Annotated in this window: 23 protein-coding genes; 15 read left to right on the top strand and 8 right to left on the bottom strand. The window is 70.1% G+C overall.

Going from position 1 to position 26077, the window contains the following annotated elements:
• The first annotated feature begins 18 nt into the window (after positions 1 to 18).
• From OG984_RS21770 to OG984_RS21745, 6 genes are all read left to right on the top strand, one after another.
• Complete coding sequence (locus tag OG984_RS21770) at positions 19 to 864, top strand: enoyl-CoA hydratase (RefSeq protein ID WP_328528268.1); 846 nt, start codon at positions 19 to 21, stop codon at positions 862 to 864.
• A gap of 124 nt (positions 865 to 988) precedes the next feature.
• Positions 989 to 2119: an acyl-CoA dehydrogenase family protein gene (locus OG984_RS21765; protein ID WP_328528267.1), complete on the top strand. Its 1131-nt coding sequence runs from the start codon at positions 989 to 991 to the stop codon at positions 2117 to 2119.
• Complete coding sequence (locus OG984_RS21760) at positions 2116 to 3078, top strand: acyl-CoA dehydrogenase family protein (RefSeq protein ID WP_328528266.1); 963 nt, start codon at positions 2116 to 2118, stop codon at positions 3076 to 3078. Before OG984_RS21765 ends, OG984_RS21760 begins: the two co-directional genes overlap by 4 nt.
• The gene (locus OG984_RS21755; protein ID WP_328528265.1) at positions 3075 to 4028 is read left to right on the top strand and encodes an acyl-CoA dehydrogenase family protein; all 954 of its coding nucleotides are present in this window, start codon (positions 3075 to 3077) and stop codon (positions 4026 to 4028) included. Before OG984_RS21760 ends, OG984_RS21755 begins: the two co-directional genes overlap by 4 nt.
• Positions 4025 to 4849 carry a CoA transferase subunit A gene (locus tag OG984_RS21750; RefSeq protein WP_328528264.1) on the top strand — a complete coding sequence of 275 codons (825 nt, stop codon included), beginning with the start codon at positions 4025 to 4027 and terminating at the stop codon, positions 4847 to 4849. Before OG984_RS21755 ends, OG984_RS21750 begins: the two co-directional genes overlap by 4 nt.
• On the top strand, positions 4846 to 5601 hold the full coding sequence (locus OG984_RS21745) for a CoA-transferase subunit beta (RefSeq protein WP_328528263.1): 756 nt from the start codon (positions 4846 to 4848) through the stop codon (positions 5599 to 5601). Before OG984_RS21750 ends, OG984_RS21745 begins: the two co-directional genes overlap by 4 nt.
• A gap of 106 nt (positions 5602 to 5707) precedes the next feature.
• Here the strand turns inward: OG984_RS21745 and OG984_RS21740 are convergent, their stop codons facing one another.
• A complete protein-coding gene (locus tag OG984_RS21740) occupies positions 5708 to 6325 on the bottom strand; it encodes a TetR/AcrR family transcriptional regulator (RefSeq protein ID WP_328528262.1) in 618 nt (205 codons plus the stop codon).
• A gap of 46 nt (positions 6326 to 6371) precedes the next feature.
• Between OG984_RS21740 and OG984_RS21735 the strand changes: the two genes are divergently transcribed.
• On the top strand, positions 6372 to 7907 hold the full coding sequence (locus OG984_RS21735) for an AMP-binding protein (RefSeq protein WP_328528261.1): 1536 nt from the start codon (positions 6372 to 6374) through the stop codon (positions 7905 to 7907).
• Between the two features lie 71 nt (positions 7908 to 7978).
• Positions 7979 to 10801: an FG-GAP-like repeat-containing protein gene (locus tag OG984_RS21730; RefSeq protein ID WP_328528260.1), complete on the top strand. Its 2823-nt coding sequence runs from the start codon at positions 7979 to 7981 to the stop codon at positions 10799 to 10801.
• 51 nt (positions 10802 to 10852) lie between these two features.
• Here the strand turns inward: OG984_RS21730 and OG984_RS21725 are convergent, their stop codons facing one another.
• A complete protein-coding gene (locus tag OG984_RS21725) occupies positions 10853 to 12445 on the bottom strand; it encodes a cation:proton antiporter family protein (RefSeq protein ID WP_328528259.1) in 1593 nt (530 codons plus the stop codon).
• A gap of 83 nt (positions 12446 to 12528) precedes the next feature.
• On the opposite strand from OG984_RS21725, the gene OG984_RS21720 reads away from it, so the two are divergent.
• Together OG984_RS21720 and OG984_RS21715 are read left to right on the top strand one after the other, a co-directional pair.
• Positions 12529 to 12789, top strand: coding sequence for a ribbon-helix-helix protein, CopG family (locus OG984_RS21720; protein ID WP_328528258.1), 261 nt, complete (start codon positions 12529 to 12531; stop codon positions 12787 to 12789).
• Positions 12786 to 13037 carry a type II toxin-antitoxin system RelE family toxin gene (locus tag OG984_RS21715; protein WP_328528257.1) on the top strand — a complete coding sequence of 84 codons (252 nt, stop codon included), beginning with the start codon at positions 12786 to 12788 and terminating at the stop codon, positions 13035 to 13037. The genes OG984_RS21720 and OG984_RS21715 overlap by 4 nt, the downstream gene beginning before the upstream one ends.
• Positions 13038 to 13128: 91 nt before the next feature.
• Here OG984_RS21715 and OG984_RS21710 read toward each other — a convergent pair whose 3' ends face one another.
• The 3 genes from OG984_RS21710 to OG984_RS21700 all read right to left on the bottom strand — a co-directional run bounded on the left by OG984_RS21710 (position 13129) and on the right by OG984_RS21700 (position 16077).
• The gene (locus tag OG984_RS21710; RefSeq protein ID WP_328528256.1) at positions 13129 to 14346 is read right to left on the bottom strand and encodes an acetyl-CoA C-acetyltransferase; all 1218 of its coding nucleotides are present in this window, start codon (positions 14344 to 14346) and stop codon (positions 13129 to 13131) included.
• A 9-nt stretch (positions 14347 to 14355) separates the two neighbouring features.
• The gene (locus tag OG984_RS21705; protein ID WP_328528255.1) at positions 14356 to 15123 is read right to left on the bottom strand and encodes an SDR family oxidoreductase; all 768 of its coding nucleotides are present in this window, start codon (positions 15121 to 15123) and stop codon (positions 14356 to 14358) included.
• Positions 15124 to 15189: 66 nt separating this feature from the next.
• Entirely contained in the window at positions 15190 to 16077 is an 888-nt protein-coding gene (locus OG984_RS21700) for a hypothetical protein (protein WP_328528254.1), read from the bottom strand.
• A gap of 217 nt (positions 16078 to 16294) precedes the next feature.
• Between OG984_RS21700 and OG984_RS21695 the strand changes: the two genes are divergently transcribed.
• Complete coding sequence (locus OG984_RS21695; RefSeq protein ID WP_328528253.1) at positions 16295 to 16987, top strand: nitroreductase; 693 nt, start codon at positions 16295 to 16297, stop codon at positions 16985 to 16987.
• A 94-nt stretch (positions 16988 to 17081) separates the two neighbouring features.
• Here the strand turns inward: OG984_RS21695 and OG984_RS21690 are convergent, their stop codons facing one another.
• Both OG984_RS21690 and OG984_RS21685 read right to left on the bottom strand, forming a co-directional pair.
• Complete coding sequence (locus tag OG984_RS21690) at positions 17082 to 19175, bottom strand: YhgE/Pip family protein (protein WP_328528252.1); 2094 nt, start codon at positions 19173 to 19175, stop codon at positions 17082 to 17084.
• Positions 19172 to 21865, bottom strand: a complete 2694-nt coding sequence (locus tag OG984_RS21685; RefSeq protein ID WP_328528251.1) for an MMPL family transporter — start codon at positions 21863 to 21865, stop codon at positions 19172 to 19174. The genes OG984_RS21690 and OG984_RS21685 overlap by 4 nt, the downstream gene beginning before the upstream one ends.
• Positions 21866 to 21926: 61 nt before the next feature.
• On the opposite strand from OG984_RS21685, the gene OG984_RS21680 reads away from it, so the two are divergent.
• Entirely contained in the window at positions 21927 to 22547 is a 621-nt protein-coding gene (locus tag OG984_RS21680; RefSeq protein WP_328528250.1) for a TetR/AcrR family transcriptional regulator, read from the top strand.
• 47 nt (positions 22548 to 22594) lie between these two features.
• A complete protein-coding gene (locus OG984_RS21675; protein ID WP_328528249.1) occupies positions 22595 to 23821 on the top strand; it encodes a TerC family protein in 1227 nt (408 codons plus the stop codon).
• Positions 23822 to 23847: 26 nt separating this feature from the next.
• Here OG984_RS21675 and OG984_RS21670 read toward each other — a convergent pair whose 3' ends face one another.
• Entirely contained in the window at positions 23848 to 24759 is a 912-nt protein-coding gene (locus tag OG984_RS21670) for an AraC family transcriptional regulator (RefSeq protein ID WP_328528248.1), read from the bottom strand.
• Positions 24760 to 24832: 73 nt separating this feature from the next.
• Here OG984_RS21670 and OG984_RS21665 point away from each other — a divergent pair, with 73 nt between their 5' ends.
• Both OG984_RS21665 and OG984_RS21660 read left to right on the top strand, forming a co-directional pair.
• The gene (locus tag OG984_RS21665) at positions 24833 to 25618 is read left to right on the top strand and encodes an NAD(P)H-binding protein (protein ID WP_328528247.1); all 786 of its coding nucleotides are present in this window, start codon (positions 24833 to 24835) and stop codon (positions 25616 to 25618) included.
• The gene (locus OG984_RS21660; RefSeq protein WP_328528246.1) at positions 25618 to 26046 is read left to right on the top strand and encodes an anthrone oxygenase family protein; all 429 of its coding nucleotides are present in this window, start codon (positions 25618 to 25620) and stop codon (positions 26044 to 26046) included. Before OG984_RS21665 ends, OG984_RS21660 begins: the two co-directional genes overlap by 1 nt.
• Positions 26047 to 26077 lie beyond the last annotated feature (31 nt).

Genomic DNA, 26077 nt, shown 5'->3' with positions numbered 1-26077 from the left:
TTTGGTAGCGTCTGCGGCATGAGCGCCACTCCCACCGAGACCAGTGTCGTGACGTACGAGACCCACGGACCCGTCGCGGTGGTGCGGCTGAACCGCCCCGAATACCGCAACGCCCAGAACTCGAAGGTGACCTACGCGCTCGACGCGGCGTTCACCCGGGCGACCAACGACGACGAGATCAAGGTGATCGTCCTCGGCGGCAACGGCAAGCACTTCTGCGCCGGCCACGACATCGGCACCCCGGGCCGCGACGTCGACGAGAGCTTCGAGCGCAAGGCAGTGATGTGGTGGGACCACGTCGGCAAGTCGGGCGTGGACAGTCGGTTCGCGCGCGAGTCCGAGGTCTACCTCGGCATGTGCCGCCGCTGGCGCGAGCTGCCGAAGCCGACGATCGCGATGGTGCAGGGGGCCTGCATCGCCGGCGGCCTGATGCTGGCCTGGTCCTGCGACTTCATCGTCGCCTCCGACGATGCCTTCTTCTCCGACCCGGTGGTCAAGATGGGCATCCCGGGCGTCGAGTACTTCGCCCATCCGTGGGTCACCAACCCTCGCGCCGCCAAGGAGATGCTCTTCACCGGCGGCCGCTTCTCCGCTTCACAGGCGGAGCGTTGGGGCATGGTCAACCACGTCGTACCCCGTGACGACCTCGAGACCGAGACCCTCGAGCTGGCGGGCCGGATCGCCGAAATGCCGCGCCTCGGGCTCGCCCTGGCCAAGAAGGCGGTCAACCAGGCCGAGGACCTGATGGGCATGCGCGCCGGGATGGACTCGGTCTTCGGCCTCCACCATGCCGCCCACGCGCACAACGCCGAGGTCGGCAAGGACTCGCTCGCCGGGATGGACGCGAAGGCGATGAAGTCGTGAAAGCCGAGAATGGCCCGCTGCGGCCGACGAGCGCCGCTGTAACACGTCGTTCGTCGGACTACTCGCCCGTTCAGAACGACCGGACAGTCCTACGAACGACGTGTTACAGCGAGCGAGGAGCGCGATGAGCACCTTGGAGTTCACCGAGGCCGAGGAGGCCTTCCGGCTCGAGGCCCGCGAGTGGCTCGCCGCCAATAACCCCGGCCGGCTGCCCTCGATGGACACCGCCGAGGGCGCCGCGGCACACCGGGAGTGGGAGCGCACGCTGGCCTCCGGTCGCTGGTCGGTCGTCACCTGGCCCGAGACCTACGGCGGCCGGGACGCGTCGCTGACCGAGTGGGTCATCTTCGAGGAGGAGTACTACCTCGCGGGCGCCCCCACGCGGATCAGCCAGAACGGCATCTCGCTGCTCGCGCCGATCATCTTCGGCCACGGGACCGAGGCCCAGAAGGAGCGCTACCTGCGCGACATGACCGACGGCACGCTCGTCTGGGCGCAGGCGTGGTCGGAGCCCGAGGCCGGTTCCGACCTGGCCTCGCTCCGCGCGACCGCGACGCGGGTCGAGGGTGGCTGGAAGCTCAACGGACAGAAGACCTGGAGCAGCCGGGCGCCCTTCGCCGACCGCGGCTTCGGCCTCTTCCGGAGCGATCCGTCCGCGGAGCGGCATCGAGGCCTGACGTACTTCCTCTTCGACCTCCATACCGACGGCGTGACCGTCCGCCCGATCGACCAGCTCGACGGCACCCCGGGGTTCGCGGAGATCTTCTTCGACGACGTCTTCGTGCCCGACGAGGACGTGCTCGGCGGCGTCGGAGACGGCTGGAAGGTCGCGATGTCAACGGCGGGCAACGAGCGGGGCCTCTCCCTGCGGTCGCCGGGTCGGTTCTGCGCAGCCGCGGAGAGGTTGCTGGACCTGTGGGCGACCGACCCGCAGTCGCACCTGCGCGACCAGGTCGTCGACGCCTGGATCGGCGCGGAGGCCTACCGCCTCTACACCTGGGGCACGGTCGCCCACGTCGAGGCCGGCGGCTCGGTCGGCGCCGAGGGCTCGATCAACAAGCTGTGGTGGTCCGAGCTCGACCTCTCGCTGCACGAGACCGCGCTCTCGCTGCTCGGCGCGGACGCCGAGCTCTCCGGTCCGTGGGCCGACGACTACCTCTTCTCCCTATCCGGCCCGGTCTACGCCGGCACCAACCAGATCCAGCGCAACATCGTCGCCGAGCGCGTGCTCGGACTCCCGAGGGGTGGCCGATGAGATTCGGACGTACGCCGGAGCAGCACGCCTTCTCCGAAGCACTCGACGACCTCCTCGGTGCCGCCGACGTCCCGGCGGCGTCGCGCGCCTGGGCGACCGGTGACCACTCGGCGGGGTTGAAGCTGTGGCAACGACTCGCCGAGCTCGGTGTCACCGGGTTGCTGGTGTCGGAGGAGAACGGCGGCCTGAGTGCGTCCGCCGTAGACCTGACCGTCGCTTTCGAGCGGCTCGGCTACCACGGCGTTCCCGGGCCCTGGATCGAGTCCGTCGCCGTCGCTCCGCGACTCCTGCCCGGCACTCCCGAGGGGGACCTCCTCGCGCGGCTGGCCTCGGGCGAAGCGCTGGTCTCGGTGGCCCCGGGGAAACGGGCGCTCGACGCCGATGTCGCCGAGCGGACCTACGCACTCGGCGCGACTCTGTGCCGAGCGGAACCCGGTGCCGAGCGGACGTCGGTCGACCCGACCCGGCGGCTCTTCGAGGTCACGCCCGGCGAGGAGATCGCCACGATCGACCCTGCGCCGGCGCTCGACCTCGGCACGCTCGCCTGCTCGGCCCAGCTCCTCGGCGCCGGACTGAGGCTGCTCGATGACTCGGTCGCGTACGTGAAGCAGCGGACGCAGTTCGGGCGCCCGATCGGTGAGTTCCAGGCGGTCAAGCACCTGCTCGCCGACGTACGCGTCGCCCTGGACTTCGCCGCCCCGCTGGTGCACAACGCGGCCGTCGAGCTCGACGCCGGCACCCCGACGGCGGCCCGGGCGGTCTCGGCCGCGAAGGTCGCCGCCGGAGATGCGGCGTACCTCGCCTCGCGTACCGCGCTCCAGGTCCACGGTGCGATCGGCTACACCCGCGAGTTCGACCTGAGCCTGTGGATCCTCAAGGTGCGCGCACTGGTGGGTGCCTGGGGCACCCCGGCCGAGCACCGTGCGCGGATCCTCGAATCACTGGTGGAGGCGCGATGAGGTTCGCGCTCACCGAGGAGCAGACCGACCTGGTCGCGACGGTGCACACGCTGATCGCCAAGCGCGCGGCGTCGATGGACCTGCGGGCGGCGATCGCCACGCCCGAGGGCTACGACACCATCCTGTGGCAGACGCTGACCGAGCAGATCGGGGTGACCGCGCTGGCGGTCCCCGAGGCGTACGGCGGGGTCGGCTGCACCTACATCGAGGCGCATCTCGTCCTCGAGGAGCTCGGCGCCACGCTCACGCCGTCGCCGTTCGTCGGAACGCTGCTGGCGACGCAGGTCCTGACCGCCGCGGGCACCCCGGCCGCCGGTGAGCTGCTGGAGCGCATCGCCGGCGGCGCCACAGCCGCGGTGATGGTCCCGGATTCCGAGCTGGTCATCGATGCCACCGACGCGGAGATCCTTCTCGTGCTGCGCGGCGACCAGGTCCACGCAGTGGATCCCTCGGCGGTCACGGTCACCACGGCCCCCGCAATGGACCCGACCTGGAGGTTCGCGACGGTCACCGTCGACGTTCCCGGCGACCCCGTCGGCACGGTCGACCCGGCGTACGTCACCACCGTCGGCGCCACCATGATGACCGCCCTCCAGGCCGGCGCCGCACGCGAGGCGCTGGAGCGTACGGTCGCCTATCTCAAGGAGCGTCACCAGTTCGGCCGCCCGCTCGGCTCGTTCCAGGCGCTCAAGCACCGGTGTGCCGACCTGCTCGTCCAGGTCGAGACGGCCAGGACGATGAGCTGGGCGGCGGCCTGGGAACTGACCCAGCCCGCGCCCGATCGACGTCTCGTCCACGCCGCCAAGACCTGGTGCTCCGACGCGTTCTCGCAGGTCGCGGCCGAGATGATCCAGCTCCACGGTGGCGTGGCGATCACCTGGGAGCACGACGCCCACCTCTACTTCAAGCGCGCTCACGCCACCGCCCAGCTCTTCCGAGGAGACACGTGAACAAGACCCCGCTCGACAAGACATTGCCCCTCGCCGAGGTCGCCAGCAAGCTCGAGTCCGGGATGACCATCGGCATCGGCGGCTGGGGCTCGCGCCGCAAGCCGATGGCGCTGGTCAAGGAGATCCTCCGCAGCGACATCACCGACCTGACCGTGGTCGCGTTCGGCGGCCCCGACGTGGGTCTGCTCGCCCGCGCCGGGAAGATCCGCAAGCTGGTCTACGGCTTCGTCAGCCTCGACTCGATCCCGCTCGACCCGAACTTCACCCGCGCCCGGGAGCGGGGCGAGATCCCGGAGACGAACGAGTACGACGAGGGCATGTTCGTCGCCGGCCTGCGAGCAGGCGCCAACCGGCTCAGCTTCCAGCCCATCCGCGCCGGCCTCGGCAGCGACGTGATGGCGATGAACCCCGACCTCAAGACGGTGAAGTCGCCCTACGACGACGAGGAGTACGTCGCCGTCCCCGGCCTCCGCCTCGACGTCTCGCTCATCCACCTCAACCGCGCCGACGCGGCCGGCAACGGGCAGTACCTCGGCCCCGACCCCTACTTCGACGACCTCTTCGCGATGGCCGCCGACACCACGATCATGTCGGTCGAGCAGATCGTCTCCACCGACGACCTGACCGCCAAGGCCCCGCCGCAGACCCTCCTGGTCCCGCGGATCTTCGTGAACCACGTCGTCGAGGCACCGGGCGGCGCCCACTTCACCAGCTGCGATCCCGACTACGGGCGGGACGAGGAGCTCCAGAAGGCGTACGTGGCGGCAGCCAAGTCAGAGTCCGACAGCGACTGGACCGAGTTCGAGGAGCGCTACCTGTGACCACCCAGACCATCACTCGGGCCGACGTATGCGTAGCCGCCGTCTCCGACGCCTTCAAGGGCTCCGGCGAGGTTCTCGCCCACGCCGTCGGGATCGTCCCGGCGATCGGCGTACGTCTGGCCAAGGCCACCCACACCCCCGAGCTCGCGCTCAGCGACGGCGAGGCGTTCATGATGGCCGAGGCTCCTCCGTTGCTGAAGACCGCGGCGGCCGGCGGCACTCCGGAGGCCTGGGTGCCGTTCCGCAGCATCTTCGACATCGTCGCCAGCGGCCGCCGGCACTCGATGATGGGCGCCAGCCAGATCGACCGCTACGGCAACCAGAACATCTCCTCCATCGGCGACTGGCGACAGCCGAAGCGCCAGCTGATCGGCGTACGCGGCGCGCCGGGCAACACCGTCAACCACCGTGTCGACTACTGGGTCGCCAAGCACTCCGCCCGGATCTTCGTCGACCGCGTCGACGTCGCCAGCGGCGTCGGCAACGACCGCGCGGCTGGCACCGCGGGCCGCTTCCACGACCTCGGCGTCATCGTCACCAACCTCGCCGTCTTCGGCTACGACGACTCCGGGCTCGTCAAGGTCGTCTCGATCCACCCCGGCGTGACCCCCGAGGAACTGCAGGACGCCACCGGGTTCCCGATCGACGCCACCGACGCACCCCTCACCCGCGAGCCCACGGCGGATGAGCTGGAGATCATCGAGGCTGAGGACCCCAAGGGTCTCCGCCACCGCGAGGTGCCCGAAACCTGAGACGCCGGTGGTTACTGGACGGACACTTGGTGGGGTTGACGGGTGTTTCAGTGCCCGTCAACCCCAGGAATACCCGGTCGACCGGGTATCCCTGGGGTCCGCCCGGTCAGGCGAGGATGCCCGCGTGGAGCAGCTTCAGATACTGCTCCGAGAGCGTCTCGGGGGTGTGCCGCCCGCCGGGGCGATACCAGGAGACCGTGGACCAGACGCCGTCGCGGATGAACCGGTAGGTCAGCGCGGGGTCGAGGGAGTCCTGGAAGACGCCCGAGGCCTGGCCGGCCTCGATGACCCGGATCCACAGCGCCTCGTTGTCGCGGGAGCGCTCGGCGACGAACTCGAAGCCCTCGACGGTCGCCAGGAAGGATGCCTCGTTCTGGTAGAGCGCGACAGCGAGGCGCTCGTTGTGGATCGTCCGGAACGACTCCGCGATCAGCCCGTCCAGGTCGGCCTGAGGGTCGACGCCGGACTCGACGATCTCGGTGAACCGGGCGTTGAGCCCGTCGAGGAAGCCCGACAGCACCTCGGTCAGCATCGCCTCCTTGGAGCGGAAGTGATGGTAGAGCGAGCCCGAGAGGATCCCCGCGGCGTCCGCGATGTCGCGTACGGTCGTCTGGGAGAACCCCTTGGTCGCGAACATCTCGGCCGCCAGCGTGAGCAGCTCGGCCCGCCGCGACGACCCCGACGCCGTCCCCCGCCTTCTCGGCGCAACCCCCGTGTCAGTCATGGATGAAGGCTACCAAACAAGCAGTTGCTCAACTACGCTTGCCCGGGTGACCCCGCGCACGATCCCCGCCCTGCTCGAGAGGGCCAAGCAGACGTACGCCGACCACCCGGCGATCGTCGACGGCCCCACGACGCTCACCTACACCGAGCTCGCCGACGCAACGGAGAAGGCCGCGCGCGCCTTCCTCGCCAGCGGCGTACGCAGCGGCGACCGGGTCGCGATCTGGGCGCCCAACCGCTGGGAGTTCCCGGTCGCCGTCCTCGGCGCGCAGACGATCGGGGCGGCCGTGGTGCCGCTGAACACCCGCTACCGGGGCCATGAGGCGCGCGAGATCCTGGAGCGGTCCCGCGCCACCGCACTGATCACCGTCAACGGCTTCCTCGGCACCGACTACGTCCAGATGCTCCACGACGCCGGCCCGCTCCCGGAGCATCTGCTCACCGTCGTCGACCTGGCGAGCGGCTGGGACGAGTTCCTGGCGAGAGGCGACGACACGACCGAAAAGCGTCTCTCGGACGCCAAAGCGACCGTCACCCCCGACACCCTCGCCGACCTGCTGTTCACGTCCGGCACGACCGGGAAGCCGAAGGGCGTGATGAGCGCCCAGCGTCAGACGATCGGCGTCGCCGACGTCTGGGCGCGCGGCGCCGCGCTCTCCCCCGAGGACCGCTACGCCATCGTCAACCCGTTCTTCCACGGCTTCGGCTACAAGGCCGGCTTCATCGCCGCATTCACCGCGGGCAGCACGGTCTACCCGGTCGCGACCTACGATCCGACCCAGGCGCTGAAGCTGATCCAGGACGAGCGGATCACCGTCCTCCCCGGCGCCCCCACGATCTTCACCACGCTCATCAACCACCCCGACCTGAAGACGTACGACCTCTCCTCGCTGCGCTTCGCGATCGCCGGCGCCGCGAGCGTTCCCGAGAGCCTCTTCGCCGACATGCGCGACGTCCTCGGGATCGACGAGGTCAAGGGCGCCTACGGGCTCACCGAGTGCATGGTCGCGACCACCACCCGCCCCGGCGAGGACCCCGAGCACGTCGCCAAGGTGGTCGGTCCGGCGGTCGAGGGGCTGGAGATCCGCACCGTCTCCGCGTCCGGCACGGATGCGGAGCCGGGTGAGGACGGCGAGGTCTGGATCCGCGGCGACAACGTCATGCTCGGCTACTTCGAGAACCCGGAGGCCACCGCCGAGGCGATCGACGAGGACGGCTGGCTCCACACCGGTGACGTCGGCTACCTCGACGAGCACGGCTGCCTGAAGATCACCGACCGGATCAAGGACATGTTCACCGTCGGCGGCTTCAACGTCTATCCGGCCGAGGTCGAGAACACCCTCGCCGGCCATCCCGGCATCGTCGAGGCCGCGGTCATCGGCATCCCCGACGCGCGCCTGGGTCAGGTGGGCAAGGCCTTCGTCGTCGTACGCGACGACCTGACCGCCGACACGATCGCGACCTGGCTCAAGGACCGCCTGGCCAACTACAAGCAGCCGCGGACGTACGTGCTGGTCGACAGCCTTCCGCGCAACGCCAGCGGCAAGGTGCTGAAGACGGATCTGCGTGACACCTCGATATAGGTGAGACACCCGACCCCGCGGGGGTATAGGTTTCCTCAGCCCGTTCTTTACTTCCCCCACGGAGGCCTTCGATGCCCCGACGCGCCACGATCGCGTCCATCTCCGGCACCACCCTCGTTCTCGGCGTGGCCGCAGTCGCGATCCCGCTGACGCTGAACTCCGCCACCGCCGAGCCGACCACGTCCGGCCCGCTGGCCGCGTTCGACGCCGCGAACAGGGAGCCGTCCACCCTTCCCGCCGGCCCGGTGGAGTCTCACGTCGATGAGATCTCACTGACCACCTCGACCGGCAAGGCGACCGAGCACGCGACGAAGGTCGACAAGCCCCGCACGGACGTCATCAAGAGCGACCCGCAGGACGTCACCGGCTTCGGTGTCGTGGGCGTGACCTGGTCGGGCGCCATCGCCGACGGCGTACGCCCCGAGATCCGCACCCTGAAGGACGACGTGTGGTCGTCGTGGAGCCCCATGGTCGTCGACGTCGAGGACCACGGTCCGGACGCCGGCACGGCGGAGGCGAAGGGGGTCCGCCCGGGTACCGACGAGTTCCTGGCCGGGCACGTCGACCAGGTGCAGACCCGGATCATCGTCCCCGACGCCGCCGAGATCCCCGCCGACCTCGAGCTCGCGGTGATCGAGCCCGGCAAGCCTTCGGACACGGTCGAGGAGCTCCCCGAGATCGAGACCGACAAGGACAAGCCCCGGGCGACCAGCACCCACAAGGGCAGCAAGGACTCCGACCTCAACCTGGTGGCGTCCACCTACACCTCGAGCCCGACGATCTACAGCCGTGCGCAGTGGGGCGCCGACGAGACGATCCGCGAGCAGACGGCCCCCAGCTACCGCCAGATCCACGGCGGTTTCGTCCACCACACCGCGGGCACCAACGACTACACCGAGACCGACGTCCCCAGCATCATCCAGGGCATCTACGAGTTCCACGTGAAGACCCGCGGCTACCGCGACGTCGGCTACAACTTCTTCGTCGACAAGTTCGGCCGCATCTGGGAGGGCCGCCACGGCGGCGTAGCGCTGCCGGTCGAGGGAGCCCACACCAGCGGCTACAACTACGACAGCTTCGGTGCGTCCGCGCTCGGCTGCTTCGACACGGTCGCGGCCGGCTGCCCTGACGACACCGGCGCGACACAGAACCAGCCCACGGACGCGATGGTCCAGGCGTACGGCTCTCTCTACGCCTGGAAGCTCTCGCTCCACGGCGTCACCGCCAACGCCACCAATGTGACCCTGACCAAGACCGACGGCACCAAGACGACGTTCCCGCACGCGATCCAGGGCCACCGCGACGCGGGCACCACCGTCTGCCCGGGGGCTAACCTCCAGGCCAAGCTCCCCAACATCCGTACGCTCGCCGCCAGCCTGCAGAAGAGCTGGAGCGGTCGCGACCTGGAGTCCCACATCACCGGCACGAGCCACTCCGACTTCGTGGCCCGCCGGGCCTCCGACGGCCGGATCTTCACGCTGCGTACGGGCGGGTTCGCCGGGTTCAACTCGACCAGGACGTCCACGACGGTCGGCAGCACCGTGCGCGAGGCGGTCGTCACCCCGGACATCACCGGCGACGGCAAGGCCGACCTGATCCAGGTCCGCACCGACGGCTCGGCCGGCATCCGCAAGGGCCGCGGCGACGGCACCTTCGCGGCGGTCTTCAAGAACCTCGGCAGGAGCACATTCTCCGGGGTCTCCAAGATCACCGCGACCGGCAACATCGGCGGCACCTCGGCCAACGACCTGGTCGGCAAGAACGCGAAGGGTTACCTGGTCCGCTACACCGGCAACGGCTCCGGCGGATTCACCCGGGCAGGCAGCACGCGCTCGCTGAGCGGCTTCGACAAGCTCGCCGCGACCGGTGACGTCAACAAGGACGGCAGGCGCGACCTGATCGGCCGCAAGTCCGGTGCTCTCTACTACTTCAAGGGCTCCGGCAGCGGTACGTTCGGCTCCCCCGTCAAGCTCGCGACCCAGAGCCCGTCGTGGTCCTCGCTGGTCCAGATCAGCGGCTACGGCGACTTCACCGGCGACGGCCGCGGCGACCTGATCGGCCGGGACTCGTCCAACCGCGGCTGGATCTACCCGGCCTCCGGCTCGGGCTTCGGCAAGCCGTTGGGGCCGTACGCGGACGTCAACCGCACCCTCGTCGGCGCGGTCAACCTCGTCGGCAACAGCCTCCCGGACCTGGTGATGAAGTCCGGCTCGACGCTCTACGTCAAGCCGAACAGCGGCCGGGTCAGCCTGGCCGCTCCGGTCGACAGCGGCATCACCCTGACGAGTGCCACCGCGCTGATGAACGCCGGCGACTGGAACCGCGACGGCAAGGGCGACTTCCTGGCGAAGATGTCCGACGGCTCCGTCCGGCTCTACCGGGGCTACGGCACGGGCAAGTTCGCCAGCCCCGTCACGATCGCGACCGGCCTCGGCACGGTCAGCGTCATCGACGCGGTCGGCGACGTCACCGGCGACGGCTACCCGGACCTGATGGGCCGCGTCTCCGGCGGCACGATCAAGCTGTGGCCGGGCAAGGGCTCGACCAATGTCGGCGCCTCGATCGTGATGCGCACCTCGGCAGCGGGCACCCGCCTGGTCGGTGTCGGGCGCTGGAACAGCAGCAACACCCCCGACGTACTCTTCGTCAACGGCACCAGCACCGTCGTCCACGAGAGCAACGGGCCCGGCGGCCTGGTCTCCACGCAGAGCCTGTCGATCAACCTGTCGGGCTATGACGCAGTGCTCGGCGTACGCGACCTGCGGGCCGGCTCGGGCGGCGACCTGATCGTGCGGTCGGGCAGCTACATCTACGCGCTGGAGCGCAACAGCACCGGCACCGGCGTGACCCGCACCTACCTGGGTGCACTGTCGGGCTTCAACCTGCTGGGCTGACCCGAGTTGTGAAGCCGAGAGTGGCCTACCGGTCGCTCTCGGCTTCACAGCTCACCCGGAGAGCTGGCGCTCCTGGTTGACCCGGATCGCCTTCACGGCGAGGTCGGAGCCGGCCGAGGCGTAGAGGTTCAGGACGGCGTGGGCGCCACGCTTCTTGAGCTCGTCGCGCTCCTCGGGGCGCAGGGCGATGGCGGCCACGGTGCCCTTGAAGCCGAGCTTGTGGAGCAGGTCCATGGCGAGCAGGTTGTCGCCGTGGAAGGGCATCGTGAGGACGACCAGCTCCATGCCGGCGCCCTTCTTGACCCGCTCCCAGAAGTCCTGGTCGGTGGCGTCGGCCTCGACGACGTCGAAGCCCTCCTCCTTGAGCGCGTCCGCCCGCACCGAGTCGTGCTCGACCGCCAGCACGTGGTAGCCCTGGGTGTCGCGGAGCTCCTCGTAGGTCGTACGGCCCACCCGGCCCATCCCGACGACCAGTGCCTTGGCGTCGCCGAGGTTGATCGGCCGGTCCGCCTCCTGGAGCCGCTCGGGCCTCCGCTCCGGCAGCAGCCGGTTGAGCAGGTTGATGAGCTTCGGGGCGTAGGCGTTGAAGACGGCGCCCACCAGGAACGAGAGCGACGTCGCGACCGCGAGCACGGTCTGCCACTGCGCCGAGGCCAGCCCGGTCGCGGAGGCGATGACGATCACGATCAGCCCGAACTCGGAGTAGTTGGTCAGGGTGAACGAGGCCAGCGTCGCGGTGCGGTAGCGCAGCCCCATGAGGACGAAGATCACGACGTACGCCGCGGCCTGCAGCGGCAGCAGGATCTGCAGCACGGAGGCCAGCGCCAGGTCCTCCAGCGACGGCACCCCGGTCAGCCCGATGCTCAGGAAGAAGGCGATGAGGAAGAGTTCCTTGGTGCTGAACAGCAGCTTGGCCAGCGCCGGCGCCTTCGCGTGCGACCCGAGGAGTACGCCGACCACCAGTGCCCCGAGGTCGCCCTTGAGCCCCACGGTCTCGAAGAGCCAGTAGCCCGGCACGAGCGCGATCGCCAGGCCGAAGAGCGCGGTCAGCTCGGCGGAGGTGATCCGGTCCCAGATGCGGTGGGCGAGCCACGCGCCCGGGAGGAGCAGCACCAGCGCGAAGACCCACGGCGAGGGCCAGTGGCCCTTGGAGATGGTCAGGAACGCCACCGCCACGATGTCCTGCATGACCAGCACACCGATCGCGATCCGGCCGTAGAGGGTGTTGTTGTCGCGGCGCTCGTCGAGGACCTTGATCGCGAACACGGTGCTCGAGAAGGAGAGGACGAACGCGATCAGTGCCATCTCGCCGAGGTCGGCGTCGGCGAGGAGCGCGAAGCCGAGCGGCGCGATGCCGGCCAGCAGCCCGACGCCGATGACGACGCTGAAGCCGAGGTGGGCGAAGGTGCTCAGCCACACGTCGGGCCGGAGCAGCGATCTCACGTCGAGCTTGAGGCCGATGCCGAACAGGAGCAGCGTGACGCCCAGGTCGGCCAGCGTGTGCAGACCCTCCACCTCACCGACGCCCGCGGCGTGCAGCCCGAACCCGGCGGCCAGGAACCCGACCAGGGGCGGGAGTCTCAAGAACATCGCGACCAGCCCCGCTCCCAGTGCGACGAGCAGATAGAGCGCGGTCAGCGACATGTTCGGATATCCCCCAGGCTGAAACTCGACGTTCCGACCCGCGTACGATACCGCGTGATACCACCTCGGGTTACGCTGGGTCCATGGCTATGACTCTGCGACTCAGCGAGGCCGACGACCGGCTGCTGACCGACCGCGCCCGGTCGGAGAACCGCTCCAAGCAGGAGATCGCCCGCGAGGCCATCCGCGCCTACCTCAACGACCACGACCGGCGTATCGAGGATCTCGAGGACGATCTCGCCATCGCGCGCTACTCGCTGCGCCGCGAGCTCGGCGAGGTCCGCTACACCCCGCATGCCGAGGCCCGCCGCGCCCTCGGTCTCGACCGCCCGCTCGGCGAGTGACCTATCAAGTCGTCTGGGCCGACGAGGCGTTGCAGTCGGCCGAGGCGTACGTCGACGACGACCCGATCGGCCTGATCCAGGTCTTCGACACCGTCGACTCCCTGGCCGAGACCCCGCGTGACGTCGGCGCGTACGCCTGGGGCAAGGACCGCTACCGCCTCCGCGTCGGCCGCTACCGGATCGTCTACGTGGTCGAGGAGCGCCGGATCACGGTCGCTGTCATCCACCTCGGCCGGCGGAGCGTCTGACCCGCCGAGACTGTAGTTGTGGGCGACGAAACTGCAGTTTCGTCGCCCACAACTACAGTCTCGGCGCGCCGCTTCTACCGATTCGGCGGGATCAGGACAGCCGTTCGATGACCAGCGCCATGCCCTGGCCGCCGGCGGCGCACATCGTCTCCAGGCCGTAGCGGCCGCCGGTCTCCTGCAGACCGTGGAGCAGCGTCGTCGTCAGGCGGGCACCGGTGGAGCCGAAGGGGTGGCCGAGGGCGATCGCGCCGCCGTTGACGTTGACCCGCTCGGGGTCGAGACCGATCTGGTCGATGCTGGGCAGCACCTGGGCGGCGAAGGCCTCGTTCATCTCCACGAGGTCGATGTCGGACGCCGAGAGTCCGGCACGGGCGAGCGCCTGGCGAGACGCCTCGACCGGCCCGAGCCCCATGATCTCGGGCGAGAGACCGGAGACGCCGGTCGACACGATCCGGGCCAGCGGCTGGATCCCCAGTTCCGCCGCGCGGGAGTCGCTCATGATCACCAGCGCGGCGGCGCCGTCGTTCAGCGGGCAGCAGTTGCCGGCGGTGACGGTGCCGTTCTCCCGGAACACCGGCGCCAGGCCGGCGACCTTCTCCAGGGTCACCCCGGCCCGCGGCCCGTCGTCGGTGGAGACGACCTCACCGGACGGCAGCGTCACCGGCGTGATGTCCCGCTCCCAGAAACCTCGGGCAGCAGCGGCCTCGGCGCGGTTCTGGGAACGTACGCCCCACGCGTCCTGCGCCTCCCGGGTGACGCCGCACATCTCGGCGACGTTCTCGGCGGTCTCGCCCATCGCCAGGTGGTAGTCGGGCAGCTCGCCGGACTCGCGCGGATCGGCCCACGCCGTCCCCGCAGCCACCCGGGCGGCACCGCGCTCGCCGGCCTTGAGGAACTCCTCGGCCTTGGTGTCCGGCATCCCGTCGGCCTTGCCGCGCTCGTAGCGGGACACGCACTCGACCCCGGCGGAGACGAACGCGTCCCCCTCGCCCGCGCGGATCGCGTGGAAGGCCATCCGGGTGGTCTGCAGCGACGATGCGCAGTAGCGGTGGACGGTGGTGCCGGGGACCGCATCCAGGCCGAGGCGTACGCCGACGACCCGACCGATGTTGTAGCCCTGCTCCCCCGCGGGCTGGGCACAGCCCATCATCAGGTCGTCGAGCTGCGCCGGATCCAGCTGCGGAACCGCGGCGAGGGCGCTGCGTACGATCTGCTCGGCCAGCTCGTCCGGCCGCAGGTCCTTCAGCGACCCCTTGAAGGCGCGGCCGATCGGCGAGCGGGCGGCAGAGACGATGACTGCTTCGGGCACGGTTTCTCCTCAGGAGTTGGGGGTGTGCTGGAGGAAGGCGGGCCACTCCCCGCCGCCGTCGACGGCGAGGACGGCGCCGGTGATGTGTGTGGCGAGCGGCGAGGCGAGCATCAGACAGGCATCCCCGATCTCCGACGGGGTCGCGAAGACGCCGCGCGGGATGGTCGCGGCCACGGCGGCCCGCTGCTCCGCGCTGCCGTAGTGGTCCTCGGACCCGGGGGTCGCGACGATCCCGCAGGAGATGGCGTTGACGCGTACGTCCGGAGCCCACTCGACCGCGATCGACCCGGTCAGGCTCTCCACGGCCGCCTTGGCAGCGCCGTAGACCGCGGTCCCGGGACTGGGCCGCCGTGCCGAGATCGAGCTGATGTTGACGATGGATCCGCGCGAGGCCTTCAGCGCTTCGTACGCCGCCTGGCAGACGTAGGCGGTGGCCAGGAAGTTGATGGCGGAGATCTTCTCGTGGAAGCGCGGCGACGCGGTCGCGAAGTCGGCGTAGGGGGCGCCGCCGGCGTTGTTGACGACCACGTCGAGCCGACCGAGCCGTGAGGTGATGGCGGCGATCCAGGCCGCGACCTGCTCGGGATCCCGGACGTCGACCTGGGAGAAGACCGGCTTGCGGCCGTCGATCACGGGAAGATCGGCCGGAGCCGTCCGGCCGCAGATCTCGACCTCCGCGCCGGCCTCGAGGAACCGGGCGACGATCCCGGCGCCCACCCCGCGGGCGCCACCGGTCACCGCGACCACCTTGCCGCTGAAGTCGATCTCGACTGCCATGTCCGGCAGTCTAGAGCGCCTACCAAGCAAATGCTAGGTTGATGGTCGCGGTGACCGATTCAGAGGTCAGACGCAGTGCACGTCCACCCAGTAGGTGTGATCTCCGCTCATGTGCTTCTTGACCTGCACCGGGACGGTCACCGAGCCGTTCGCGTCGGGAACGAACGTCTGCCCGGCGTGGTGCACGTCATCGATCTCGCAGCCGACCTGGTCGGTCACGGTGATCTTGTGCAACCCTGCCTCCGCAGCCTCGACGTGCGCCTCGTGGAACGCGAGGACGGCCGGGTTGTACTCGGAGTACTTCACGTTGTGCGCCCCCAGGGTGTCGGTCCAGTGGGCAGCCAGACCGTCGATGAACGGCCCGCCGTGCCGGGAGAAACGGGTGTCGATCTCGACGATCGCCCGGGCTCGGACCTTGAAGTTGTCGGTCTTGCTGTCGGCCGGGACGAAGCCGTGCCGGTTGCCGGGCGCGGTGGGGTCGAGCGCGTCGTACGGCGTCAGCCAGACCTTGTACTCGCCACCGTTGTTCGGAGTGTCGAGGAAGGGGAACAGCTGCACGGTGATGCCGCCGTCCTCCGCGTCGGTGCCGGTCGCGTGCGCGCAACCACCGCTGGGTGCGACGCTGACGAAGCGGCCGCTGTCGTCGACCTGGACCAGGCGGCACTCGACGGCGTCGGTGGAGAGCAGCGTCTTGCCGGACGGGTCGGTCACCTGGAAGGCGTAGATCCCGGCAGGCAGGCCGGCGGCGTCATCGGGCGCGTTGATGCCGGGACCGCCGTTGAGATAGACGTCCTGCTTGGCGGCGTAGTGGTTGAGGTTGACGGGCGCGCCGGAGACGTCGGTGGTGAAGATCGCGCCGGAGAGCTGCATCAACGGCGCAGCCGAGGCCGGCATCGACCAGAGCGCCGCCGCGGCGACCCCCGCCGCGACGGCACAGACGAGCTTTCGGATCATGGGTTTCCCCCTCAGATAGGTCGGACCTCGAGTCTTCGACTCGCGGCGGTAAAGGCTCCCGTCCGGCCCCCGGGTATCACCCGAACCGGGTAGGTCCCCGGAGTGTGTGATGAGCCACCTTCGCGCCGCCCACGGGAATACCGGAGAGTCCCTCCGTCTTTGGCCAGGAGTGGATCGAGGTCATCAGCCCTCGGCAGACCTGAGAGGAACCCTTCTTGTGAGCGCTACCGCCGTCGACACCTTCACGGACGTGATCCGAGCTCGCCGGTCCGCGCGGGCCTTCCTGCCCGACCCGGTGCCCGCCGACGACATCCGCGGTGTGCTCGAGGACGCCCAGCGCGCCCCGTCGCACAGCAACACCCAGCCCTGGGAGGTCCACGTCTTCTCCGGCGACGCCCGCGACGAGCTCAGCGCCGCGATGCTCAAGGCGTTCGAGGCCGGCCAGATGAGCCCCGACTTCACCACGACGTACGGAGACGACGACAGCGTCCACGTCCAGCGCTCGCAGCGTGCCGGGGCCGCTCTCTACGGTGCCATGGGCATCGCCCGCGACGACGCCGACGGGCGCACCAAGGCCGTCGCCGAGAACCTCCGCTTCTACGGCGCACCCCACGTGGCCCTGCTCTTCGTGCCGGAGCTCGGCGATGTCGTACGCGCGGCCAACGACGTCGGCATGTACGCCCAGAACTTCCTGCTCTCCCTCACCGCCCGCGGCTACCACGGCGTCCCGCAGGGCATGCACGGCCTGTTCGCCGACACCGTCCGCGCCCACCTCGGCCTCCCGGCCGACCTCAAGCTGCTCTACGGCATCTCCTTCGGCACCGCCGACCCCGAGGCCTCGGTCAACCGCGTCGAGATGGGCCGCGCCCCGCTCGACGAGCACATCGTGCTGCACGACACCTCGCTCTGAGCCGCCGCGACGAGCTGTAACACGTCGTTCGTAGTACTTCTCGCCCTGTTGCGGCGACCGGATAGTGCTACGAACGACGTGTTACACGTGCGGATCAGCCGGCAGCCGCAACCCTGCGGATCTCCGACACAGACGTACGCTGCGCCCGACCCGCCGCGAAGACGCTGAGCGCCACCGCGAGCAGGAGCCAGAGGACCAGCCCCCCGACCGGCGCACCGACCGCGGCACCGCTCTGCGCGACCACGACCCCGCGCAGCGCCTCGGCGGCGAGCGGGACCGGCAGGATGCCGGCGAGCGCGCCGAACGGTTCGGACGCCGTGGCGACCGGCAGCAGCCCGCCGAGGGAGACCAGCTGCAGGGCGAGGAAGGCGAGCGAGATCAGCCACCCGCGGCGCTGGCCGGCGAGCGCCACGACGGCCTGGTGGACCGCGACGAACACCACCGCAGCAAGAGCCGCGAGACCGACCGCCGCGACCGGCTCCGCGAGATCCGCGCCGAGAAGACGAGCCGCTCCGACGAGCAGACCCGCCTGCGCCAGCCCGATCAGGGCCGCCGGCCACAGGCCGACGAAGGTGAGCCGGCGTGCCGTGAGAGCCTCGCGCAGCCGTCCGGCGGGGAAGGCCGGGCGGAGCAGATAGACGGCGAGCGCACCGAGCCACAGCGCCAGAGCGATCACCCCTGGCGCCAGCCGGGTCGCCCCCGAGGTGGACGTGCCGGAGGCGACGGCTACCTGCACCGGGTCGGCGACGACCTCGGCCTGCTTCTCACCGGGGACCGCGATCTTCGAGGCCCCGTCGTCGAGTCCCGAGGCCAACGAGGACGCGCCCTCGTTCAGCGAGGAGGTCCCGGCGGAAAGGTCGTCGGCCCCGGTGGCCAGGGAGGCCGAGCCGTCCTCGAGCCGCTTGGTGCCCGAAGCGAGTCGGGACGCACCGGAGGCCAGCTCGGTGGCCCCGTCGTTCGCCTCCCCGACACCGGCGGAGAGCTCCCGCGCCCCGGCGGCCACACGCTCGTTGGCGGAAGCGAGCTGGGACGCCCCGGAGGCGACCTTCCTTGCGCCGCCCGCCGCCGACGAGATCCCACCGCTCAGCTCGGGCGCCGCCTGCGACAGCGCGGAGGCACCCGAGGCGACCTGGTCCGCCCCGGCGGCGAGCTGGTCGGCCTGGGCACCTCCGGACCCGACGGCCGCGGCGGTGGCGCCGCACAGCTGCGGCTTGGAGGCGGCGAGCACCGGGTCGCTCGCGCACGCCTGGGCCCAGCCCTTGGCGAGCTGGGTGTAGCCGTCCACGCCCTCCGACACCTGAGCGGCGCCGGTGGCGAGCGCCGAGGTCTGCGACGGGAGCTCCGCGGTCGACCGCTCCAGCCGGTCGAGCCCGCCGCTGAGCTGGCGGACACCGGCCGACAGCGAGGACGCACCCTTCGACGCCTTGCCCGCGCCGGTGGCCAGCGATCCGGCACCCGACTCGAGTCGCGCGGTCCCGCCGGCGAGCGAGTCGAGGCCACCGGCGACCTGCGAGGCGCCGTCGGCCGCGCCCGCGGCGCCGGAGGTGAGCTCGCGGGCACCGTCGGCGACCTTCCCGGCACCCGAGTCGGCGGCAGCGGTGCCGTCGGCGAGCTCGTCGGCCCCGTCGGCGGCGTCGGTCAGGCTGGTCTTGAGCTTCCCGGTCTCGTCCCGGACGCCATCGAGGTAGGTGGTCGTGACCGTACGCCCCAGGGTCGACGCGGACTGCCGCGCGACCTGCCGCGCGATCTCGGCGGTGACCTCGCTGGAGGCGTCGGACGCCTCCACGCTCACCCGGCCGGCGCTCGGGTCGCTGCCCTGCACGCCGGACAGCGTCTTGGACAGGTCCTCGGGGATCGTGATGACCGCGGCGTACGTCCCGTCCGCATAGCCCGAGCGCGCGTCCTCCTCGTCGGTGAGCTCCCAGCCCAGCGTGGGTCCGGACGAGCCGGCGCCCGAGGAGGAGACCAGGTCCGCGGCGAGCGCTCGCCCGGCGTAGATCGTCTGCTTGTCCTTCCCGCTCCCCGTCGTCACCGGCTTGTCGAGGTTGACCACGGCCGCGGGCACCTTGTCGAGGTTCTCGGTGCGGTCGCTGAGCGCGACGAGCGCGAGCGCCGTCACGACGACCGGTAGCAGGATCGCGGCGGCCACCAGGCGGCGTCCGCCCCACCATGATTTCGTACGTGTCATCGGACTGTCTCCAGATCAGCGGCCGAAGCCGCGGGGTCGGTGAGCGCAGGAAGAGCGCGGGCAGGCTCGGCACACGCGACGGCGTCGGCGACCTGCGGTACGGCGGGCAGTGACGGCATCCCGAGCAGGACCGTCGTGCCTCGCGAGGTCAGCGAGGACAGGGCCGCGAGCTGACCGGGGTCGAGCGAGGTGGTGCTGTCGATCGCGACCAACGCCGGGACGCGGCGGGCGCCCACGAGCCGGAGGGCGGCCGCGACATCGTCGACGAGTGCGGCGCGAGCACGGACGGCTCCCGCCTCCTCCGGCAGCAGCCGGTCGAGCACGACCAGCTGTCCCGAGAACCCGAGCCGCCCGGTGATCGCCGCGAGTGCGGAAGATCGAGCAGCCGGGTCGGATCCATGGACGATCCCGAGCCCGCCCGGCCGCAGCTGCATCGTGAGCGGCGCGAGCGCCCCCGGCACCTCGACCTCGTGTGCCCGTACCGCCACCTCGCCGTGAGCAGCGACGTAGTCGGAGTGCTCGAGGTGGTGCACGAGCGCCTCACCCTCGATGTCGAGCACCGGCAGCCGCCGGTCCAGCCAGCGCGGCAGCCACCAGGCACCCCGCCCGAGCAGAGCGAGCACGGCCGGCACCAGCGTCATCCGGACCAGGAACGCATCCACCAGCACACCCACGGTGAGCCCCAGCGCCATCGGCTTCACGATCGGGTCGCCGTTCGGCACGAAGGCCGCGAAGACGGCGATCATGATGACCGCCGCGGCGGTGACGACGCGGGCACTGGCGGCGAACCCGGTGTCCACCGAACGCCTGGCATCCCCGGTGTGGACGAAGTCCTCCCGCATCCGGGAGACGAGGAACACCTCGTAGTCCATGGCGAGCCCGAAGAGCACGCCCATCAGGATGATCGGGAAGAACGCGATCACCGGCCCGACCTTGGCGACGTTGAACAGGTCGGCGCCCCAGCCCCACTCGAAGACCGCGGCGACCACCCCGAAGGATGCCGCCACCGACAGCACGTAGCCCAGTGTCGCCTTCAGCGGGACCGCGATCGAGCGAAACACGACCGTGAGCAGGATCAGCGACAGGCCGACGACGACGGCCCCGAACGGCAGGATCGCGTCGAAGAGTCGAGCGCTGACGTCGATCGCGACCGCGGTCTGACCGGTGACCATGACGTCCTCGATGCCGAACCGCTTCTCCAGCCCACCCGAGTCGGCGCGGATCTCCTTGACCAGCGCGGCGGTCGCGGGGTCGCTCTTCTCGGTGGTCGGGTAGATCACCACGAGCCCGAGGTCGGCGGTCCGGTTCGGCGTGGCCAGCGCGACCTTCTGCACCCCGTCATAGCCGCCCAGCGCCTTGCCGAGGGAGTCCATCACCCCGATCGGGTCGGTGGTGTCGATGATGTCCGCAGTCACGAAGAGCGGCGCGTTGTAGCCGGGCCCGAAGTCACGGCTGATCAGGTCGTACGTCTCCCGCGGAGCCGTCCCCGGATCGGCGCTGCCGTTGTCGTTGAGGCCCAGTGCGAGATCGCGCGCCGGGATCGCCAGGACGGCGATGACCAGCAGCGAGACCACGACGGTGAGGACCGGCACCTTGGTCACCAGCCGCACCCAGCGCGCCCCGAGAGTGGTGGCGTGAGGCCGTCCCTCCGCGACAGCCTCACGCCGGTGGGCCCGAGACCCAGGCTTCGGTCGGAGCCGCTCACCCGCGATCGCGAGGAGCGCCGGCACCGCGGTGAGCGCGACCAGCACCGCGACGAGTACGGCCGAGGCCGCTGCGTACCCCATGACGGCGAGGAACGGGATGCCGGCGACCACCAGTCCGCACAGCGCGATGATGACGGTGACGCCCGCGAAGATGACCGCGCTGCCGGCGGTGGCGACCGCCCGGGCGATCGACTCCTCCACCTCCAGGCCGTGAGCGAGCTGGCTGCGGTGCCGGGCGATCACGAACAGCGCGTAGTCGATCCCGACCGCGAGCCCGATCATCAGCGCGAGGGTCGGGGTGGTCGCCGAGATGTCGGTGACAGAGGCGACCGAGAAGATCCCCGCCATCGCGCTCCCGACCCCGAGCAGCGCGGTCAGGATCGGCAGCCCGGCGGCCAGCAGCGACCCGAAGGTGATCGCCAGGACGAGCAGTGCGATGAGGATCCCGATTCCCTCGGTCGCGCTGACGTGCACCCCGGTGACGGAGTACGCGTCCCCGCCGATGTGGAGCTCCAGCGAGGATCCCGCCGGCAGCTCCGCGGCCTCCTCCAGATCATCGGTCACACCCTCGGGAAGCTCGTCCAGGTCGAGGTCGAACTGGACCGTCGCCAGAGCGTCCCGGCCGTTGTCACTGACCGTCCTGCTGTCCTTCGCCAGAGGATCGGTGACCGTCGCGACGTGGTCGACCTTCTCGACCGCGTCGAGCACCGCCCGGACCTCCTTGCGGTGATCGTCGATCTTCTCGCCCTCGGGGGCGACGAAGACCAGCTGGGCCGAGGTCCCGGAGACCTCGGGGAAGCGCTGGGTGAGCGCGTCCAGCCCCTGCTGGGACTCGGTGCCCGGGATCGTGAAGTCGTCCTGCAGCTTGCCGCCGAGCGAGATGGTCAGCGCACCCAGCAGCACGGCGAGCAGGAGCCAGAGCGCCAGCACGGTCTTGGCGCGGCGCGCGACCAGACGGCCGAGCCGGTAGAGGTAGGAGGACATGTTCGATACAATAATGCATTCAATACAGAAATGTATCTTCCGGGTATGTGAGGATGGCGACATGACCGAGGTGAAGGCCCCCCGACGACGTACGAACACCCGCGCGCGACTGCTGGCCGCCGCCGTCGACGTCTTCGTCGAGCGCGGCGCGCGCCGGGTCACCGTCGACGACCTGGTCAGCGCCGCGGGCTATACACGTGGCGCCTTCTACTCCAACTTCAACACCGTCGACGAGGTGCTCCTCGAGGCGTTCAAGGAGGAGTCCCAGAGGCTGATCGAGGCCGTACGCACCGCTGTCGGCGAGCAGACCGACGCGGAGTCGAGCGGATCGCTGATCGGCGCGGCCTTCGACGCCGTCGGCCCCATGCAGGACCGCTGGTTCGTCCTGCAGAGCGAGGTCGTGCTGCAGAGCCTGCGCGACCCCGACGCGAGGGACATCATCTCGGCGACGTTCACGACGCTCAGCGAGCAGCTCGTCGAGGTCGTCGGGCTCGCCCTGGACCGCCTCGACCGCACCTCCACGATGCCGACGGACCTGCTCGCCCAGACGCTGATGGGCGTGTTCCTGCACAGCCTCACGATGCGTACGATTCACCCCGACGATCCTCGGGCCGACCGGCTCCTCGAGGACGCGGTTCCCCAGATCATCGATGGGCTGTCCATCCCGAAAACCTCCGCCTAGGCTGAGGCCGATCCCACTCTCGGGTCGTCTCTCAGGGGGTTGTCACTATGGGCGCACCGACATGGGTGTGGCTGGTCACCGTCGTCGCGATCGTCGGTCTGCTCGGATTCGACTACATCTTCCACGTACGCAAGGCCCACACTCCGACGCTCAAGGAGGCGGCCGGGTGGTCGTCGGTCTACGTCGCGATCGCGCTGCTGTTCGGCATCGGTGTGCTGGTCTTCGGCGGCGGCGCGATGGGCGGAGAGTACTTCGCCGGCTACATCACCGAGAAGGCGCTCTCGGTCGACAACCTGTTCGTCTTCCTGATCATCATGACCAGCTTCCGGGTCCCCCGCGAGGACCAGCAGAAGGTGCTGCTCTTCGGGATCACGTTCTCGCTGATCGCGCGCACCGGGTTCATCTTCGTGGGCGCCGCGCTGATCAACACCTTCGCGTGGGTGTTCTACCTGTTCGGGCTGATCCTGCTGATGACGGCCGGCAACATGCTGAAGCCCGACGACGATTCCCACGGGGAGAACGTCGTCGTCCGGCTGGCCCGGCGGCTGTTCCACGTCAGTGAGCACTACGACGGCGACAAGCTCTTCACGGTGGAGAACGGCAAGCGCATCCTGACGCCGATGCTGCTCGTGATGGTGGCCATCGGAGGCACCGACATCCTGTTCGCCCTCGACTCGATCCCGGCGATCTTCGGCCTCACCCAGAACGTCTATCTGGTCTTCACCGCGACCGCGTTCTCTCTCCTGGGCCTGCGCCAGCTCTACTTCCTGCTCGACGGCCTCCTCGACCGGCTCATCTTCCTGTCCTACGGCTTGGCCGCGATCCTCGCCTTCATCGGCGTGAAGCTGATCCTGCACGCGCTCCACGAGAACAACATCCCGTTCATCAACGACGGCGATCCCGTGCACGTGGCCGAGATCAGTACCGGCCTCTCCCTGAGCGTCATCCTCGGCGTACTCGTCGTCACCGTCGTGGCCTCCCTCTTCAGCAAGCGTGGCCGCGCGAAGAACGCCATCGCCAACGCCCGCCGCCACGCCGCCGCCTACCTCGACTCGGAGTACACCGCCGACCCAGCCGAGCGCGAGCGCATCCACAACGCTCTGCTCGCCGAGCGCGACATCATCGTCGCCCTCGGCCCGAAGTACCTGCAGATCGCCCGCGACGAGACTCCGCTCATGGAGCTTCTCGAACGCGCCCTCGCCAGTCATTCCGCCGCCGTGGAGCGCGGCGAGGCCACCCCTGCGGGACCGCCGAAGATCCTCCGCGAGGAGTAGCCGGACCAGGACCGTCGCGCGAGATGTCAGGCCGCGTGGCGGGTCCGGAACGAGGTCGGCGAGGTGCCGTGCAGGCGCTTGAAGGCAGCGCTGAGCGCGAACGGACTGGTGTAGCCGACGCGGGCGGCGATCGCCGACAGGGTCAGGTCGGTGCCGAGCAGCAGGTCGGCGGCCAGAGCGAGCCGCCACCGGGTCAGGTAGGCCAGCGGTGGCTCACCGACCTGCTCGGTGAAGCGCCGGGCCAGGGCGGCGCGGGAGAGGCCGACCTGTTCGCCGAGGCCGGCCACCGTCCAGGGCAGCTCAGGATGCTCTTCCATCGCACGCAGCACCGCGGCCACCGCGTCGTCGGCGGGAAGTGCCGGGGATGCGGAGAGCACCTCACGCACCGCCTTGACCACGAGTACGTCCAGCAGCCGGTCGAGCAGGGCCGTCTGGCCGGCCTCGTCCCGCGCCAGCTCCGTCGACAGCAGGTCCACGACAGCGGTGTCGAAGCCGCGCAGCACCACACTCGTCGGCAGCCGGGAGAGCAGCAGCGAGCCGACCGATGTCTCGCGCTCGTAGGTCCCGATGAGCATCACGGTCGAGTCCGGCGAACGGCTGTTCCCCCAGGTGCGTACGCCCAGCGCCAGCTCCTCGTCCAGCAGGGCCCCGCTCGGGTCGATGCAGACCTGGCCGGGAAGGATCCGGATGTCGGCGGGGCGGTCGGCCGAGTCGGCGATGACGTAGCTCGCCGGCCCGCGGCACACGATCACGTCACCGGCGCCCACCTCCTGCGGCCCCTCGCCACCGGTGAAGACCGCCTCGCCGCGCGCGATCGCGATGACCGTGAGCGGCGCCTCGTCCTCGGCCGTGATCGACCACTCCCCGGCGAACACGGCCTTCAACAGGAAGGCGCGCTGGGCTCGTGGGCCGTCCAGCAGGAGATCCAGTGACGACATGGTGAGACGATAACGCATTCTGCCTGGAGTCATACGTATTCCATCGTCGCTCACTCCCGAGCAGATTAGAGGCATGACAACTCTCATCACCGGCGCGACCGGCAAGACCGGCCAGCGCGTCCTCCGCCGCCTTCAAGCCCTCGACCACGACGTACGCGGCGTCACCCGGCACTCCACCCCGCGGTTCGACTGGCACGACCGGACCACCTGGACCGAGGCCGTCGCCGGCTGCGAGTCGGCCTACCTGGCCTTCCAGCCCGACCTCGGACTGCCGGGCGCGGACGAGATCATCGGCGCGTTCGCCGCCGAAGCGGTCGCCGCGGGCTGCCGGCGGCTCGTGCTGCTCTCCGGTCGCGGAGAGGAGGGTGCCGAACGAGCAGAGAAGGCCCTGATCGCCTCGGGCGCCGAGTGGACGGTCCTGCGCTCGGCCTTCTTCCTGCAGAACTTCACCGAGGGTGCGTTCGTGGACGAGCTGGCCGCCGGGTCGCTCACCATGGTCGAGCACACCGTCGCCGAGCCGTTCATCGACGTCGACGACATCGCCGCGGTCGCCGTCGCGACCCTCCTCGACCCCGGATATGCCGGCCGGGTCCTGGAGCTCACCGGGCCGGAGCTGCTCACCTTCGAGGAGGCTGCGCGCGCCGTCGGCGGGCCGACCGTCGCCTATCGCCCCGTGCCGACCGAGGACTACATCGCGACGCTGACCGCGGCCGGGCTTCCGGCCGCGGACGCGGCTGGGCTGGCGTACCTCTTCGAGGAGGTTCTCGACGGGCGCAACGCCTACGTGACCGGCGACGTCGAGGCGGTCCTGGGCCGTGCGGCCCGCAGCATCGATGGTCTCGGCAGAGGTGAGCAGTGATGAGCGAGGTCGTACTCACCAGCGCGCGGCTGCTCAACGGTGTCACCGCCGGGATCTACATCGCCTTCCTGGTCGCGTTCATGCCCGCGCTGCACGGCCAGCCCGACGAGGTCTACGCACGGGTCATGAACCGGCTCAACGTGGTCATCGTCAATCCGGTGTTCCTGGCCTTCTTCCTCGGCGCCCCGCTCCTGGCGCTGATCCTCCTCGGCTGGCACCGGACCCCACTTTCCGTCAGCGCCGCCTGCCTGGCCGTCGCCGCCGTCGTCATCACCTTCGCGGCGAACCTGCCGCTGAACGACGCCCTGGCGAACGGCGGCACCGTGTCCTCGTTCGAGCGGCCCTGGCTGATCTTCCACACCCTGCGAACCCTCACCGCCACCGGCGCCTTCGTCCTGCTCAGCCTGCCGTCGGTCGCCCGGACCTAGCAACGGACGACCTGCGCACGTCGAACAGCGG

Origin of the sequence: Nocardioides sp. NBC_00368 (genome assembly GCF_036090055.1) — a bacterium.
Lineage (GTDB): Bacteria > Actinomycetota > Actinomycetes > Propionibacteriales > Nocardioidaceae > Nocardioides.
The sequence above is the reverse complement of the archived record's forward strand: the minus strand, read 5'-3'. Positions and strand labels throughout refer to the sequence as shown.

Excerpts from the sequence above, each read along its gene's own strand:
- OG984_RS21770 (WP_328528268.1), top strand. The coding sequence starts at position 19 with ATGAGCGCCACTCCCACCGAGACCAGTGTCGTGACGTACGAGACCCAC.
- OG984_RS21765 (WP_328528267.1), top strand. The coding sequence starts at position 989 with ATGAGCACCTTGGAGTTCACCGAGGCCGAGGAGGCCTTCCGGCTCGAG.
- OG984_RS21760 (WP_328528266.1), top strand. The coding sequence starts at position 2,116 with ATGAGATTCGGACGTACGCCGGAGCAGCACGCCTTCTCCGAAGCACTC.
- OG984_RS21755 (WP_328528265.1), top strand. The coding sequence starts at position 3,075 with ATGAGGTTCGCGCTCACCGAGGAGCAGACCGACCTGGTCGCGACGGTG.
- OG984_RS21740 (WP_328528262.1), bottom strand. The coding sequence starts at position 6,325 with ATGACTGACACGGGGGTTGCGCCGAGAAGGCGGGGGACGGCGTCGGGG.
- OG984_RS21730 (WP_328528260.1), top strand. The coding sequence starts at position 7,979 with ATGCCCCGACGCGCCACGATCGCGTCCATCTCCGGCACCACCCTCGTT.
- OG984_RS21725 (WP_328528259.1), bottom strand. The coding sequence starts at position 12,445 with ATGTCGCTGACCGCGCTCTATCTGCTCGTCGCACTGGGAGCGGGGCTG.
- OG984_RS21720 (WP_328528258.1), top strand. The coding sequence starts at position 12,529 with ATGGCTATGACTCTGCGACTCAGCGAGGCCGACGACCGGCTGCTGACC.
- OG984_RS21705 (WP_328528255.1), bottom strand. The coding sequence starts at position 15,123 with ATGGCAGTCGAGATCGACTTCAGCGGCAAGGTGGTCGCGGTGACCGGT.
- OG984_RS21700 (WP_328528254.1), bottom strand. The coding sequence starts at position 16,077 with ATGATCCGAAAGCTCGTCTGTGCCGTCGCGGCGGGGGTCGCCGCGGCG.
- OG984_RS21690 (WP_328528252.1), bottom strand. The coding sequence starts at position 19,175 with ATGACACGTACGAAATCATGGTGGGGCGGACGCCGCCTGGTGGCCGCC.
- OG984_RS21685 (WP_328528251.1), bottom strand. The coding sequence starts at position 21,865 with ATGTCCTCCTACCTCTACCGGCTCGGCCGTCTGGTCGCGCGCCGCGCC.
- OG984_RS21680 (WP_328528250.1), top strand. The coding sequence starts at position 21,927 with ATGACCGAGGTGAAGGCCCCCCGACGACGTACGAACACCCGCGCGCGA.
- OG984_RS21675 (WP_328528249.1), top strand. The coding sequence starts at position 22,595 with ATGGGCGCACCGACATGGGTGTGGCTGGTCACCGTCGTCGCGATCGTC.
- OG984_RS21670 (WP_328528248.1), bottom strand. The coding sequence starts at position 24,759 with ATGTCGTCACTGGATCTCCTGCTGGACGGCCCACGAGCCCAGCGCGCC.
- OG984_RS21665 (WP_328528247.1), top strand. The coding sequence starts at position 24,833 with ATGACAACTCTCATCACCGGCGCGACCGGCAAGACCGGCCAGCGCGTC.
- OG984_RS21660 (WP_328528246.1), top strand. The coding sequence starts at position 25,618 with ATGAGCGAGGTCGTACTCACCAGCGCGCGGCTGCTCAACGGTGTCACC.